Genomic DNA, 16,789 nt, shown 5'->3' with positions numbered 1-16,789 from the left:
TTTGAAAGCTGAGAATATGGTAGCACGAGGTGCTTGAGCAAAGGTTAAAAGGACATTGCAGAGACAACCTCCAGGACTATGGGTTGATCGATCCTGTTTTCAATTTCCTCTTTGATCGACTGAATTCTTTCGGGCTCAATGGTTTCGGCACCAACGAGCCTCAGGGAAACGACCATTTGTGGCCCAAACCTGATCCTTACATCTCTTAACACCACATTTTCGATAGTAGCTCCTTCCAGGGCACGCGTGATATTTGCTTCCTGCATAATTCGGTTGAACGACAGTGATAAAGGAACTGCAACGAGGATCACGATGATCAACGTATAGACCAATCCCATTTTTGCCCTTTTAAAGGGGGCAAATCCGAGAAGTAAAAAGGTGAGTCCGGCAAAAAGGATGATCCCGGCGAGGTTCGTCGCATACAAAAGAATAGCTCCCGAAAATACCTGCCAATCCCACCAGCCTATTCCAATTCCCGATACCGCCAATGGTGGTACCAGCGCTACTGCTATGGCAACTCCTGCTAAACTTTTTGCTATGCCTTCATTAGAATGAGCGTATGCGGCGGCAATTCCAGAGGAAATCGCTATTCCCATATCGAGAAGCGTAGGAGAGAGGCGGGCTTCGATCTCGGGCGTTAAAACTTTCAAGGGTACTATAAGACTTACTGCGGCAGCAATGGCTAGGGAGACGAGCGTTCCAGCTGTTATGGTTAAAAAACTCGCCTTTAGCATTTGAACGTCGTATCGCACCATTCCCATAGAGAAGGAAACTATGGGCGATATTACGGGTGCAAGGATCATTGCGCCAATGATCACGGGTGATGAATTCCCAAATAAGCCAAAGGTTGCAATAAGGGTAGAAAGGATCATCATGACCATAAAAGCGGGACTAATGGTGGAGTTTGACCTTAAAACCTTAAACAGCTCCTGGAACTGTTCTGAACTGGCCCGGGGCAAGAGGGGAAGACTTCTTCTTATTAATTCCTTACGGGTTTCTCCTTTTGGCATACCTTCCAGCTTCAGACTCTTCCTGCCATCTTCCTTGCTTTCATTCTGACTGAAACTGCTCTTCTGCCGTAGAATTACCGCCTGATTCTTCACTTCAAAATGTAATTCACGGGCCTGTTTTTTTTCACCGTCTATGGTATATTCCATAGCTTTTTCATCTGCGATCTTGAGATTTGAAGTCTTTATCTTGCCAATGAATGATGGTAGACGAGTTAAGGTCTTACTTCTGGGAACAAGGCTTTTTACAAAGAACCAGAACAACACCAGAATATTTTGCGGCGCCAGGATAAAAGCCTGAAAGGAGCCATCGCTCATTGAGCTGCCTTTAAGCAGGCGGCGGGAGACGAGAGAACTAGAGGCATGTTCCACCACAACTATCCCAAGAGCTGAGGTGTGAATGAGCTTTTCGCCATCGGCACTTAATTGGTAGGAGTGATGAGAAAGAGAAGAGGCACGCCTAATGTTGCGAACAATATTTACTACCTCCTGAAAAAAGCTCTTTTTGCCATTCCTTTCTGAAAAAATAAAAATGTCTCCAATGTTTACCGAACTAAAGACCGGAACTTCATTACAGGACAACAGGTCTACTTTAAATGGCTCCTGACATTCGGCATACTCGGTGATCACTTCTTCTAAATTATCTGAAACTCCGAGCCCGGGGGAAGTGAACTTATTTTCGGGATGAGGCAGTATGGTCACTGTCCATTTATTGCGCGCAGCCATTGGAATGATCTCCTTTAGAGCTGCATCTGGAAGGTAACACATCAGGGAAGAAGAGGTGTCAAGATCGAATTCTTTTTCCAGGGGAAGCGCGATCATTTCATGCTCAATATTCTTCAGCAGGGGAAGGATATTTTCTTTTACAGTTTCTGTTTCCGAAGGTTCATGTAAAAGGTAGAGCATGAAAATTTTTTACTGCAAGATACTTTAATATTTAGCTATCTCTAAAGAGCAGGAGGGTTAAATTGACCATAAAAAAAGCCATTTTTCGAGCCTTAAAAACAGAGATGCTGCTCTCCTGCTCGGGAAAAAAATCTTACTTTTGTTATGTTAACATCGAAACTATGAGCCAAAAAGTGCTGCTTACGTCTAAAGAGATGCACATCATTTTACACCGCTTGGCCTGCCAGTTGATTGAAAATCACACTTCTTTTAAAGATTCCGTTCTTATTGGCATTCAGCCGCGTGGAGTTTTTCTTGCCAACAGAATTCACAAAATTCTCAAGGAAGAATATAACATTCCGGAAATAAAAATGGGGCAGCTGGATATCACCTTTTACCGCGATGACTTCCGCAGAGGAGAAAAACCCCTTGAAGCGAATAAGACACATATAGATTTCGTGGTGGAAGATAAGCGCGTCATTTTTATAGATGATGTCTTGTATACCGGTCGCAGTATAAGAGCAGCTCTTACGGCGGTGCAATCTTTTGGAAGACCAAGCGAAATCGAATTGCTCACCCTTATCGATCGCAGGTTTAGTCGCCATTTGCCTATTCAGCCTGATTATAATGGAAGGCAGGTGGACGCCATTAACGAGGAAAAGGTTAAAGTGAATTGGCAGGAGAATGAAGGAGAAGATGCGGTCTATCTTATTAGCAAACAATCAACATGAGTGAGTTAAGTGTAAATCATTTACTGGGAATCAAATATCTGAAAAGAGAGGATATAGATCTCATTTTTCAAACTGCCGATCATTTTAAAGAAGTGATCAATAGGCCAATTAAGAAAGTTCCTTCCCTGCGAGATATTACTATTGCTAATCTATTCTTTGAAAACAGTACCAGAACGAGATTGTCATTTGAGCTGGCCGAAAAGCGGCTGAGCGCAGATGTGGTCAACTTTTCTGCCGCATCTTCGTCTGTGAAGAAAGGGGAGACGCTTATAGATACGGTAAACAACATTCTTTCCATGAAGGTGGATATGGTTGTAATGCGACATCCTAATCCAGGAGCAGGAATATTTTTGTCAAAACACGTTGGTGCCAGTATTATCAATGCGGGAGACGGAGCCCATGAACATCCCACCCAGGCATTGCTGGATTCCTATTCCATAAGAGAAAAATTAGGAGAAGTAGAAGGAAAAAAAGTAGTGATTGTGGGAGACATACTTCACAGTCGCGTCGCTTTGTCAAATATATTTGCTTTAAAACTCCTGGGAGCTGAGGTAAAAGTTTGTGGGCCCCACACCTTGATCCCAAAACATATTAGATCCCTTGGTGTAGAAGTTGAGCCAGATCTAAAAGAAGCTCTGGAATGGTGCGATGTGGCCAATATGCTGCGGGTACAAAATGAAAGAATGGATATTAGCTATTTTCCAAGCACAAGAGAATATGTACAGCTCTTTGGTCTTAACCGGCAGTTGCTGGATTCCTTGAGCAAAAAGATAGTGATCATGCACCCGGGACCGATCAACAGGGGGGTAGAGATCACCAGTGATGTGGCAGATTCTGAGCAGGCGATAATTCTGGACCAGGTGCAAAATGGAGTGGCAATACGAATGGCCGTCATCTATTTACTGGCTTCAAAAATCAAACAGGTATGAAAGTGATTCAAAAAGAAGGATATAAGATCCTGGAAGATGAAAAGCAGGATGTTTCTGATTATGCTACTTATTTAAAATCGCAGCACCATCTCTTCAGGAATGATAATGTGGTTATAGATATTTTGAAATACGGAGAACTGAAGATGGAGGAACTGCTCCTTTTCCTTGAGCTTTCCAATGAGCATCGAAAAGGTAATAGATCATTTGTCATTGCTAATGATGCGATCAACATTGATACAGTACCAGAAGAGCTGGTTGTAGTTCCCACCCTTATGGAAGCGGCGGACGTTATTCAAATGGAGGAGATAGAACGAGATCTCGGATTTTAAGCTCCTGTACCCAAAAAAGCCTGCTATGAAGCTTACCATACTAGGTTGTTATGCTGCAACCCCTAGAACCTTTACCAATCCTACCTCACAGGTACTTGAGTTGAATAATGAAGTTTTCCTGATAGATTGTGGGGAAGGGACCCAGGTGGAATTGCGCAGAAACAAAGTAAAATTCGGGAAGATCAAGCACATTTTCATCTCCCATCTTCATGGGGATCATTTTTATGGCCTGGTAGGTCTCATCTCCACCTTTATGCTCCTTAACCGCAAAACTGAGCTCCACATTTACGGACCGGTGGGAATTAAGGAGATCATACTTCTACAGCTCAAGCATTCCAACTCCTGGACTTCATATCCTCTATACTTCCATGAACTTAAGGGAGAAGAACCGCAGGTGATCTTAAGAACCAGAAAGGTTACCGTTGAGACCATTCCTCTCAAGCACCGCATCTACGCAAATGGATTTTTATTCAGGGAAAAGCCTAAACCTCGAAAGCTACTACTTCAGGAAGTTGAGAAATACGATATTGACGTTGCATATTATAATGGTATAAAAAAGGGCAAAGATGCGGTACTGGATGATGGAACTATCATTCCTAATGTACAGCTCACTGCAGACCCCGAGCCCCCCAAAAGTTATGCATTTTGTAGTGACACCACTTACCAGCCACGCATTGCCGGGCAGCTAAAAGGTGTAACTGTGCTTTATCATGAATCTACTTTTCTAGAAGAACATGCCTACCTGGCTGCACCTACAGGGCACTCTACCGCAAGGGAAGCAGCTGCGATTGCCAGGGCAGCACAAGTATCCACCCTTGTACTTGGTCACTATTCAACCCGCTACGACTCTATAGCATCTTTTAAGGAAGAGGCGCAGGAGATATTTGAACATGTGGAACTTGCCGATGACGGTAAAAGCTTCAGTTTTTCTTAATTGCCGTTTATCGATATTATTTTACACTTTATCTTATATGGAATTTCCCTGAATCTTGTAGGGAAATGCTAAATTAGTGTTAAAATTTGACTTTGTTGTGTAGTTCATCGATTAAATTGATTGTTTATCGGAAATAATTCTTACTTTTCCTATCCCAAACCTACAGATCAATTTATTATGAAGAACTTAACCTACTCCGTTTGGTTACTGGCAATTTGTGTGTTTTCTCTTACATCCTGCTCCAAGGATAGCGTAGAGGAAATGGAAACTGCCGATCTTACTACCAAACCCGCACCTGTTGAGTATTCCTCCATAGAAACTGAAATACTGGATTTAGTTAATGCCTACCGGGCCCAAAAAGGATTGTCTGAACTAGTAGACCTTGCTGAAGGTTCAGTTCAGGCGGCATCACATAATGAGCACATGATCGAAAATGATGAGGTGTGTCATGATTTCTTCGGAAACAGATATCAGGCTTTAGTCAATTCCGTTAATGCAAAAGCGGTGAGTGAGAATGTTGCATTTGGTTTTCGTACCGCAGATGCTGTGGTAAATGCTTGGATCAAAAGTGATGGCCATCGTAAAAACTTAGAAGGCGATCATACACATTTCGGAATTTCTGTAAAAGAAGCTAAAGATGGGAAGCTTTACTTTACCAATATCTTTGTCAAAAAATAATTTAGAAACGGCTGCATACTTTTCTTTTCATAGTTTTTTAAGGTTAGTAAAAAGAGGCTTTTCAGCCTCTTTTTTATTTCTATTAACTATGGTAGGGAATAATGATCTTAGAGGAGCTCTTAATTGAATAGATACTGCCGACCTGATCCCTACACTAACTCACAAATTCCCCGCTTCATAAGCAGCCAGAAAACAATCGCAAATGCCGGAATAAATAAATCAAGTCTGCTCTCCAGATCTTTTATTGAGACCTGCTGAAAGGAGATAAGGATCATCCATAAAATATGAAGCTCCTTAAAACAGGCCGGAGGGAAGCTGTCAAATACTTCAGCTTTACTTGACGCCGCAATTTACCTGCTCGTTTATATTCTACAAGATTAACTGGTATTACATGAATTACATTCCCTGCTTTTAAAGGACCCCAAGATTTCAAAAATGAAAAGGAGGCTATAAAAGCCTCCTCTTCGATGGTTGGTTAGAAAATGATCTTATTCCATTTTCACCACTTTGAAAATCGATCTGCGATTAAGCTGATGTTGTTCTTCATTACAAGTTGTACAGTCAACTTCTGGTTGCTCCTCACCATAACCTTTATAGGTCACAATTCTTTCTGCAGCTATACCGTTTTTCACAAGGTAGTCACGAGTAGCCTGGGCACGTCTTTCTGCAAGTCTGCGGTTATATGCGGCAGATCCTCTTCTGTCTGTATGGGAACCAATTTCGATCACCAGCTCTGGATACTCATTCTTCATCAGGTTAACAAGTTTATCCAGTTCTGTGGCAGCATCTGGACGGATGTTTGCCTTATCAAAGTCAAAATAGATCTTATTGATCTCAGCAAGATATTCTACGTCGTTAATTGGAGATAATTCGATATTATGAACTAGTTCTGTCTTTTCATCCATGCTGGAAGTATTGATCTCCTCCATTTTGGTGTTGTACTTAATGTGTTTTGACTCTAAAGGATAAGTCTTATCTCTTGCAATCTCCACCTGATAGTTTCCAACAGAATCTGTTTCCAGCACGGCGAGCTGTTGATTTGATTGATCCAGAAGCCTTAGGGTAGCATTAGCAATAGGTTTATCATTAATAGAATCTGTGACCTTTCCTTTTAGAACAAGGGGTGCGAGAATGTTGAGTTCATAAATGTCATCATTCCCCTGGCCACCCGTGCGGTTTGAAGAAATGAAGCCCTTAGTGTTCTCTGCTCCCGAAACTGAAAAAGAGAAATCATCCATGCTGCTGTTTACAGGTTCGCCCAGATTCTGAACATTTCCTGGAGCTTCAGTAGTAACTACAAATACATCTAACAGACCATATCCTTTATGTCCATCTGAAGAAAAGTAGAAATTACCATTTTCAGCTATAAAAGGGAAAACCTCATTTCCGGGAGTATTTACAGGAGCTCCCAAATTTTCTGGAGTTCCAAAAATGCCATTTTCAAGACTTACTTTATAAATGTCAGATCCTCCCATGCCGCCGGGTGCTTCTGAAACAAAATATAAGGTCCTGCCATCGGCCGAAAGACTTGGATGTCCCACCGAATATTCATTATTGCTAAAAGGCAGCTCTTCAATATTTGACCAGGATCCATTTACCAGGGATGCCTTGTAAATTTTAAGATGGTTTATCCCTTCATCATCTTTCTTCCCGTCGCGCTTAAGATAATTATTACGTGTGAAGTACATGGTATTTCCATCGGCCGACAGAGTAACCGGCCCTTCATGGCGTACTGTATTAACGTCGCCGCTTACGGGATTTACTGTATTACTTCCGGCAGTAACCTTGTAAATATCAAGGAAGGGCTCTCCCGTCCAATCATAGATCTTAGTCTTAGTGTCGGCAGTTCCTCTTGCTGAAGTGAAGTAAATGGTTCCATTGTTCTCAAAACTTCCGAAGTCACTAAACTGGGAATTAAAACCAGCCGGTCTTACTCTAAAGCTTTCCAGGCCTTTATAGACGTTAATGTCTCCACTTTTCAGCAATTGTTCGACTCCTTTGGGATTTCGAGCTGCTTCCTGGTATTTTTCAAGCCACCTGCGTGAAGCTTCATATTCTCTCACTCCGCGTAACATTTGGGCGTAATTGAAATATACCTCTGGGGAAACATTGGGTTGTTCCACTACCATTGCGTAATATTTTACAGCATTTTCAGGGTCTCTGAGTTTGTAGTAGCTGTTGGCAAGTTGCTGCTGGTTATAAGCCTGGTTATACTCTTTTTCCAACAGGTCTTTATATTCTTCTATTGCTTTGGTGTAGGCGAAGTTCTCATAGTACCTGTCTGCCTTCTTCTGCTTCGACGCCTGGGCGAAGAGAATAGCAGGAAGGAAGAGTAACAGAAGCAGAAAGTATTTTTTGTTCATAATCCTTTATTTTAATTAGAAGAACCTTGGGGATTTGTATTTTGTATTTCCTAATCTTAATTCATAGATCAACAGGATCTCATGAGAACCTGAAGTATAGGGTTGCAAATCTGAAACAGAATATTCATAACCATAACCCACTCTAAAACTTGGTAGGATCTGGAAATCTACGAATGCTCCAACCGCATCATCAAACCTGTAATTTGCGCCCAGATATAATTTTTCATTGAAGATAAAGGTTCCTGAAACATCTACTGAAAGAGGAGCTCCTTTTGTCATTTTTAAGAGGGAAGTAGGGCGAAGTTTAACGTTTTCACTAAGATCAAAGACATAACCTCCAGTCAAATAATAATGCACCTGTTCCAGTGCCACGTAATCGCTTCCCTCCAGGTCATTGTTGTCATTGTTGATGAACTTAGGAGCCGAAAGGCCAAGGTACCATTCCTGAGAAGAGAGGTAAAGTCCAGCTCCAAAATTTGGCGTCCAGCGATTAAAAGTATCTCCCCGAAAAAATGGATCATCGGGTACATTGGTCATTAGTTCCTCTTCGAGGTTGTAGTAGCTCATTCCACCTTTAAGGCCCATGGAAAGCGTAGTGTTATCACTAACGTTGATGGTATAAGAGAAATCTGCATAGGCATAAGTGTAATTTTCATAACCTATGTTGTCGTTAATCACAGAAACACCTAAACCTATCTTTTCATTTCTCAAGGGGGAATGTATGGATAAGGTCTGAGTTTCGGGAGCTCCGTCTATTCCTGCCCACTGACTCCTGTGTAGTCCAACCACCGAAATAGCATCGCGGTTCCCCGCATACGCCGGATTGATGGAAATAGTGTTGTACATGTACTGCGTGAATTGGGGCAACTGCTGCGCATTGGCACATACACTAACAAACAGAAGGATTAATATTGGGTAGATTTTTTTCATGTTCATTAATTTATTTTGTTCCTAGATAAATGTAACCCTGGATAGGTTCAAATCCGCTTTGTTTAATTTCAACTATATAGTAGTAGGTTCCAGATGGTAATTGATCCCCGGTAACAGAGCTACTGGAGGTTCCGTCCCAACCACCTGTGTAGTTGTTGGATTTATAGACTTCATTCCCCCAACGGTTGAATACCTGAAGTGTATAGGTGAAATCACAGTTGATCCCGATTCCGACTTCGAACTCATCGTTGATCTGGTCTCCATTTGGAGTAACCGCTTTAGAGATGCTGTTTCTAATATCCTGGATCTCACAGGGAAGAACCTGTCCGCAATCCTCTATTTCTACAGTGATATCTGTGCTTGAAGAACATGCCCCTTCAACAACATAAGTGAAGGTGTAAAAACCAGCAGGCATATCTGGGTTTAAATTACTTCCAGACAGTGCTCCCGTTTGATCTGTATCAACCCAGGTTCCAGTCGCAGTACCACTAACAAGGCTATCAAGGTCAAACATTTCTGAATCGTCACATATTGGGCTTGTTGGGTTGTTAACGGTAACATTACCTTGAGGCTCCTCTACGGTTATAGTAGCTGACTCTGATTCACAACCATCTTCGTTCACTGCAACAACAGAATAAGTTCCAGGAGCAAGGTCTTCGAAAATTCCGTTAGCATCTTCATCCTCAAATTCATTTCCATTAGCATCTGTTAAGATAAATGTGATATTGTCAACCAGTGTAAGCATTACAAATCCAGTTGGATCTTCGCAAGTTGGCTGCATGAGCTCCTCAACTACTGGAGTAGCAGGGATCGACTCCTGCGTGTTGATCGTTACAGAAACTGCATCAGACACACATCCGTCGGCGTTTCTTGCAGTAACGGTGTAAGTATCGGCAGCAAGACCAGACCATGAAGTTGTAGTTCCATAAGTTCCCCCGTTAAAGCTGTATTCCATTCCGCTAACAGCAGTGATGCTGAAAGATCCGGTAGCAACAGTACATGTTGGCTGAACAGTTTCAGCTACAACCGGAGTAGCAGGAGTTGCAGGTTGCGTGTTGATCGTTACAGAAACTGCTTCGGAAACACATCCGTCGGCGTTTCTTGCAGTTACAGTATAAGTATCGGCAGTAAGTCCAGACCAGGAAGTTGTAGTTCCAAAAGTTCCGCCGTTAAAACTGTATTCCATTCCGCTAACAGCAGTGATGCTGAAAGATCCGGTAGCTACAGTACAGCTTGGCTGAACAGTTTCAGCTACAACTGGAGCAGCAGGAGTTGCAGGTTGTGCATTGATGCTTACAGAAACCGCATCAGAAATACATCCGTCCGCGTTTCTTGCAGTTACAGTGTAAGTATCGGCAGTAAGTCCAGACCAGGAAGTTGTAGTTCCAAAAGTTCCGCCGTTGAAGCTGTATTCCATTCCGCTAACAGCAGTGATGCTGAAAGATCCGGTAGCTACAGCACATGTTGGCTGAACAGTTTCAGCTACAACTGGAGCAGCAGGAGTTGCAGGTTGAGCGTTGATAGTTACAGAAACTGCATCAGACACACATCCGTCGGCGTTTCTTGCAGTTACAGTATAAGTTCCTTCAGATAGGTTGTCAAAAGTGACATTTTCCGAGTATGTTCCTCCGTTGAAGCTGTATTCCATTCCGGCGACAGCTGTAATGCTGAAAGATCCGGTAGCAACAGTACAGGTTGGCTGAACAGTTTCAGCAACAACCGGAGCAGCAGGAGTTGCAGGCTGTGCGTTGATAGTTACTGAAACTGCTTCGGAAACACATCCGTCGGCGTTTCTTCCAGTAACGGTGTAAGTATCAGCAGCAAGTCCAGACCAGGAAGTTGTAGTTCCAAAAGTTCCGCCGTTAAAGCTGTATTCCATTCCGCTAACAGCAGTGATGCTGAAAGATCCGGTAGCTACAGTACAGCTTGGCTGAACAGTTTCAGCAACAACCGGAGCAGCAGGAGTTGCAGGCTGCGTGTTGATCGTTACAGAAACTGCATCAGAAATACATCCGTCAGCGTTTCTTGCAGTAACGGTGTAAGTATCAGCAGTCAGCCCAGACCAGGAAGTTGTAGTTCCAAAAGTTCCGCCGTTAAAGCTGTATTCCATTCCGGTAACAGCAGTGATGCTGAAAGATCCGGTAGCTACAGTACAAGTTGGCTGAACAGTTTCAGCTACAACCGGAGTAGCAGGAGTTGCAGGTTGTGCGTTTATTGTTACAGAAACTGCATCAGACACACATCCGTCAGCGTTTCTTGCAGTTACAGTATAAGTATCGGCAGCAAGAGCAGACCAGGAAGTTGTAGTTCCAAAAGTTCCGCCGTTGAAGCTGTATTCCATTCCGCTAACAGCAGTAATGCTGAAAGATCCGGTAGCAACAGTACAAGTTGGCTGAGTAGTGGAAGCAACAACCGGAGTTGCAGGAGTTGCAGGTTGTGCGTTTATTGTTACTGAAACCGCTTCGGAAATACATCCGTCGGCGTTTCTTGCAGTTACAGTATAAGTATCGGCAGTAAGAGCAGACCAGGAAGTTGTAGTTCCAAAAGTTCCGCCGTTAAAGCTGTATTCCATTCCGCTAACAGCAGTGATGCTGAAAGATCCGGTGGCTACAGCACATGTTGGCTGAGTAGTTTCAGCTACAACCGGAGCAGCAGGAGTTGCAGGTTGTGCGTTTATTGTTACAGAAACTGCATCAGACACACATCCGTCAGCGTTTCTTGCAGTAACGGTGTAAGTATCAGCAGTCAGCCCAGACCATGAAGTTGTAGTTCCAAAAGTTCCTCCGTTGAAGCTGTATTCCATTCCGGCAACAGCAGTGATGCTGAAAGATCCGGTAGCTACATTACAAGTTGGCTGAGTAGTTTCAGCTACAACCGGAGTAGCAGGAGTTGCAGGTTGTGCGTTGATCGTTACAGAAACCGCATCAGAAACACATCCGTCAGCGTTTCTTGCAGTAACGGTGTAAGTTCCTTCAGATAGGTTGTCAAAAGTGACATTTTCCGAGTATGTTCCTCCGTTGAAGCTGTATTCCATTCCGGCAACAGCTGTAATGCTGAAAGTTCCGGTAGCAACAGCACACGTTGGCTGAGTAGTTTCAGCTACAACCGGAGTAGCTGGTGTTGCAGGTTGTGCGTTTATTGTTACAGAAACCGCATCAGACACACATCCCTCAGCGTTTCTTGCAGTTACAGTATAAGAATCGGCAGCAAGACCAGACCATGAAGTTGTAGTTCCAAAAGTTCCACCGTTGAAGCTGTATTCCATTCCGCTAACTGCTGTGATGCTGAAAGATCCGGTAGCTACAGTACAGCTTGGCTGAGTAGTTTCAGCAACAACCGGAGCAGCAGGAGTTGCAGGTTGTGCGTTGATCGTTACAGAAACCGCTTCGGAAACACATCCGTCGGCGTTTCTTGCAGTTACGGTATAAGTATCAGCTGCAAGAGCAGACCAGGAAGTTGTAGTTCCAAAAGTTCCGCCGTTAAAGCTATATTCCAATCCGCTAACAGCAGAGATGCTGAAAGATCCGGTAGCTACAGCACATGTTGGCTGAACAGTTTCAGCAACAACCGGAGCAGCAGGAGTTGCAGGCTGTGCGTTGATCGTTACAGAAACTGCATCAGAAACACATCCGTCGGCGTTTCTTGCAGTTACAGTATAAGTATCGGCAGTAAGTCCAGTCCAGGAAGTTGTAGTTCCAAAAGTTCCACCGTTAAAGTTGTATTCCATTCCGGCTACAGCAATGATGCTGAAAGATCCGGTAGCAACAGTACAGGTTGGCTGAGTAGTTTCAGCTACAACCGGAGCAGCAGGAGTTGCAGGCTGTGCGTTGATCGTTACAGAAACCGCATCAGAAATACATCCCTCAGCGTTTCTTGCAGTTACAGTATAAGTTCCCTCAGATAGGTTGTCAAAAGTGACATTTTCAGAGTATGTTCCACCGTTGAAGCTATATTCCACTCCGCTAACAGCAGTGATGCTGAAAGATCCGGTAGCAACAGCACATGTTGGCTGAACAGTTTCAGCAACAACTGGAGCAGCAGGAGTCTCAGGTTGTGCGTTTATTGTTACAGAAACCGCATCAGAAATACATCCGTCGGCGTTTCTTGCAGTTACAGTATAAGTATCGGCAGTAAGTCCGGACCAGGAAGTTGTAGTTCCAAAAGTTCCGCCGTTAAAGCTGTATTCCATTCCGGCCACAGCTGTGATGCTGAAAGATCCGGTGGCGACGGTACAAGTTGGCTGAGTAGTGGAAGCAACAACCGGAGTAGCAGGAGTTGCAGGCTGCGCGTTGATCGTTACAGAAACTGCATCAGAAATACATCCGTCCGCGTTTCTTGCAGTTACAGTATATGTTCCTTCGGATAGGTTGTCAAAAGTGACATTTTCAGAGTATGTTCCGCCGTTGAAGCTATATTCCATTCCGCTAACTGCAGTGATGCTGAAAGATCCGGTAGCAACAGTACATGTTGGTTGAGTAGTTTCAGCTACAACCGGAGTAGCAGGAGTTGCAGGTTGCGCGTTGATCGTTACAGAAACCGCATCAGAAACACATCCGTCAGCGTTTCTTGCAGTTACAGTATATGTATCAGCAGTCAGTCCAGACCAGGAAGTTGTAGTTCCAAAAGTTCCGCCGTTAAAGCTGTATTCCATTCCGCTAACAGCAGTGATGCTGAAAGATCCGGTAGCTACAGCACATGTTGGCTGAGTAGTTTCAGCTACAACCGGAGCAGCAGGAGTTGCAGGTTGTGCGCTGATCGTTACAGAAACTGCATCAGACACACATCCGTCGGCGTTTCTTGCAGTTACAGTATAAGTATCAGCAGTCAGACCAGACCATGAAGTTGCAGTTCCAAAAGTTCCTCCGTTGAAGCTGTATTCCATTCCGGTAACAGCTGTAATGCTGAAAGATCCGGTAGCTACAGCACATGTTGGCTGAGTAGTTTCAGCTACAACCGGAGTAGCAGGAGTTGCAGGCTGTGCATTGATCGTTACAGAAACCGCATCAGAAACACATCCATCCGCGTTTCTTGCAGTAACGGTGAAAGTATCGGCAGCAAGACCAGACCATGAAGTTGTAGTTCCATAAGTTCCTCCGTTAAAGCTATATTCCATTCCGCTTACAGCAGTGATGCTGAAAGATCCGGTAGCTACAGTACAAGTTGGCTGAACAGTTTCAGCAACAACCGGAGTAGCAGGAGTTGCAGGTTGCGCGTTGATCGTTACAGAAACTGCATCAGACACACATCCGTCTGCGTTTCTTGCAGTTACAGTATAAGTTCCTTCAGATAGGTTGTCAAAAGTGACATTTTCCGAATATGTTCCTCCGTTGAAGCTGTATTCCATTCCGCTAACAGCCGTAATGCTGAAAGATCCGGTAGCTACAGTACAAGTTGGCTGAGTAGTTTCAGCAACAACCGGAGTAGCAGGAGTTGCAGGTTGTGCGTTGATCGTTACAGAAACTGCATCAGACACACATCCGTCGGCGTTTCTTGCAGTAACGGTGTAAGTATCAGCTGCAAGAGCAGACCATGAAGTTGTAGTTCCATAAGTTCCTCCGTTAAAGCTATATTCCATTCCGGCGACAGCAGTGATGCTGAAAGATCCGGTAGCTACAGCACATGTTGGCTGAACAGTTTCAGCAACAACCGGAGCAGCAGGAGTTGCGGGTTGTGCGTTGATAGTTACAGAAACTGCATCAGAAACACATCCGTCAGCGTTTCTTGCAGTAACGGTGTAAGTATCGGCAGCAAGAGCAGACCAGGAAGTTGTAGCTCCAAAAGTTCCGCCGTTGAAGCTATATTCCATTCCGCTAACAGCAGTGATGCTGAAAGATCCGGTAGCTACAGCACATGTTGGCTGAGTAGTTTCAGCTACAACCGGAGTAGCAGGAGTTGCAGGCTGTGCATTGATCGTTACAGAAACCGCATCAGAAACACATCCATCCGCGTTTCTTGCAGTAACGGTGTAAGTATCGGCAGCAAGACCAGACCATGAAGTTGTAGTTCCATAAGTTCCTCCGTTAAAGCTATATTCCATTCCGGTAACAGCAGTGATGCTGAAAGATCCGGTAGCAACAGTACATGTTGGCTGAGAAGTTTCAGCTACAACCGGAGTAGCAGGAGTTGCAGGTTGTGCGTTTATTGTTACAGAAACTGCATCAGACACACATCCGTCAGCGTTTCTTGCAGTTACAGTATAAGTATCGGCAGTAAGTCCAGACCAGGAAGTTGTAGTAGCAAAAGTTCCTCCGTTGAAGCTATATTCCATTCCGGCAACAGCAGTGATGCTGAAAGATCCGATAGCTACAGTACATGTTGGCTGAACAGTTTCAGCTACAACTGGAGCAGCAGGAGTTGCAGGCTGCGTGTTGATCGTTACAGAAACCGCCTCAGACACACATCCGTCGGCGTTTCTCGCAGTTACAGTATAAGTATCGGCAGCAAGAGCAGACCAGGAAGTTGCAGTTCCAAAAGTTCCTCCGTTGAAGCTATATTCCATTCCGCCAACTGCAGTGATGCTGAAAGATCCGGTAGCAACAGTACATGTTGGCTGAGTAGTTTCAGCAACAACCGGAGCAGCTGGAGTTGCAGGTTGTGCGTTGATCGTAATAACTTCAGATTGTACGGGGTAACAAACACTGCTACTGCGCGTACTTACTGTATAAGTTCCTTCAGAAAGATTGGCGAAAATTCCGCCAGGTTGGTAATCTGTACCATTTATGCTATACTCCTGACCCGCTACCACATCGACTTCAATCGATCCTACGGCAGAGCTACAAGTTGGCTGCACCACCGAAGTAACTACAGGTTTATCTGGGGCGGTAACAGTTATGTTAAAAGAACAGGTTTTCGTTTTTACTGTTCCGGTATTACTTGTATAGGTAGCAACATATACAAGGTCATGAGAACCTACAGGATAAAATCCCTGCTGCGGTCCTGAAACAGTAAAGTCTATTCCTCCTGTACAACCGTCGTCATTAAGTATACCATCAACTGCTATTAAAGTATCTCCAGTATTTGCGTTTGATGGCTTACTTCCAACATAGGTGAAAACATATTTTAGACGGTAAACCCCTGTTTGAGGATTTAAAGTATTAAAAGTATAAGTGTCAGATGCCTTTGTTACCTGTTGCTTTGCACCACTTTCAATAGTATTTCCGTTTTGATCCTCAAGGAATAACTGTATGTAATATTCTCCATTAGCATGTTGAATTTCAAAGGAAGTCTCAGCATTTGGATTTAAAATTAAAAAAGGAGTTGCAACAATAGAGGTTTTAGAACCGTCTGCATCAACACTATTGAAAAGCTTCAAGTGTCCGCCATTTCCACCTGCCCTGGTAATCCAGTTAAAGTACCAGCATTCTTCTGTTAGAAGATTTTCGTTAAGTTCAAATAACATCTGGAAATTTCCAATATTGCCATTTCCAGTACAAGTTTGAGAAACGATTGGAGTTGTCCAGTTCACCATTGCTCCAAGAACACCGTCCTGAATGGTAGTTGCACATATTTCCTGGTCTTCAGGACAGCTGTCAAAAACAATACAGTTGTCTCCAGAAACAATACTATTTGGAGTATTATTGTTGTTCTGTGCACCGACACCAAAAGACAAAGCAAACAACAATGTCGTTAATAGAGCGGTTGTAGAGTCCAGGTTCGAGAAAATTTTCCCGAATAGCAAGTTCTCTCTGCTGGAGGAGACTTTATTCGAAGGAAGGAAAATTTTGGTTAGCGTAGTTTTCCAAATCATAGTCGTCATGTTTGAATTATGGTGACCTGCTCTTGTATTAGTTCATAGAACCAATCCTCAAGAGGTTACTTTTTTTATGTTTTGTTCGTTGGTCTCGGTTAAGTTCATATCATCCCTTAGGGAAGGACAACTTGAAAATTTTTTTCTTACAAATTCTGTCTGACTTGTTGGGGGGAAATCAGATCAATTTGGGGCACTATTCAATCTTATTCTGAAGTAAAATTAGCGCGATAATCTGTTAAAAAAAGAAATTTCA

At 43.5% G+C, this 16,789-nt stretch carries 9 protein-coding genes; 5 read left to right on the top strand and 4 right to left on the bottom strand.

What is annotated here, in order from left to right; translation table 11 throughout:
• Positions 1-44: 44 nt before the first annotated feature.
• A complete protein-coding gene (locus tag HC175_RS06645) occupies positions 45-1,913 on the bottom strand; it encodes a DUF389 domain-containing protein (protein WP_168137709.1) in 1,869 nt (622 codons plus the stop codon).
• 161 nt (positions 1,914-2,074) lie between these two features.
• On the opposite strand from HC175_RS06645, the gene pyrR reads away from it, so the two are divergent.
• From pyrR to HC175_RS06620, 5 genes are all read left to right on the top strand, one after another.
• A complete protein-coding gene (gene pyrR, locus HC175_RS06640) occupies positions 2,075-2,623 on the top strand; it encodes a bifunctional pyr operon transcriptional regulator/uracil phosphoribosyltransferase PyrR (protein ID WP_168137708.1) in 549 nt (182 codons plus the stop codon).
• Positions 2,620-3,552 (top strand): aspartate carbamoyltransferase catalytic subunit, encoded by a 933-nt coding sequence (locus tag HC175_RS06635; RefSeq protein ID WP_168137707.1) that lies wholly within the window; start codon positions 2,620-2,622, stop codon positions 3,550-3,552. Before pyrR ends, HC175_RS06635 begins: the two co-directional genes overlap by 4 nt.
• Positions 3,549-3,881: a ribonuclease Z gene (locus HC175_RS06630; RefSeq protein ID WP_168137706.1), complete on the top strand. Its 333-nt coding sequence runs from the start codon at positions 3,549-3,551 to the stop codon at positions 3,879-3,881. The genes HC175_RS06635 and HC175_RS06630 overlap by 4 nt, the downstream gene beginning before the upstream one ends.
• Before the next feature lie 25 nt (positions 3,882-3,906).
• Entirely contained in the window at positions 3,907-4,815 is a 909-nt protein-coding gene (locus tag HC175_RS06625; protein ID WP_168137705.1) for a ribonuclease Z, read from the top strand.
• A gap of 177 nt (positions 4,816-4,992) precedes the next feature.
• Positions 4,993-5,493 (top strand): CAP domain-containing protein, encoded by a 501-nt coding sequence (locus tag HC175_RS06620; RefSeq protein WP_168137704.1) that lies wholly within the window; start codon positions 4,993-4,995, stop codon positions 5,491-5,493.
• A gap of 488 nt (positions 5,494-5,981) precedes the next feature.
• Here the strand turns inward: HC175_RS06620 and HC175_RS06615 are convergent, their stop codons facing one another.
• Genes HC175_RS06615 through HC175_RS06605 form a run of 3 tightly spaced genes read right to left on the bottom strand, consistent with a single transcriptional unit; the run spans position 5,982 to position 16,464 of the window.
• A complete protein-coding gene (locus HC175_RS06615) occupies positions 5,982-7,856 on the bottom strand; it encodes an OmpA family protein (RefSeq protein ID WP_168137703.1) in 1,875 nt (624 codons plus the stop codon).
• A gap of 15 nt (positions 7,857-7,871) precedes the next feature.
• Positions 7,872-8,786, bottom strand: coding sequence for a PorP/SprF family type IX secretion system membrane protein (locus HC175_RS06610; protein ID WP_168137702.1), 915 nt, complete (start codon positions 8,784-8,786; stop codon positions 7,872-7,874).
• A gap of 10 nt (positions 8,787-8,796) precedes the next feature.
• Complete coding sequence (locus tag HC175_RS06605) at positions 8,797-16,464, bottom strand: T9SS type B sorting domain-containing protein (protein ID WP_209309939.1); 7,668 nt, start codon at positions 16,462-16,464, stop codon at positions 8,797-8,799.
• Positions 16,465-16,789: the final 325 nt, after the last annotated feature.

The organism is Salinimicrobium oceani (assembly GCF_012037645.1).
The sequence above is the reverse complement of the archived record's forward strand: the minus strand, read 5'-3'. Positions and strand labels throughout refer to the sequence as shown.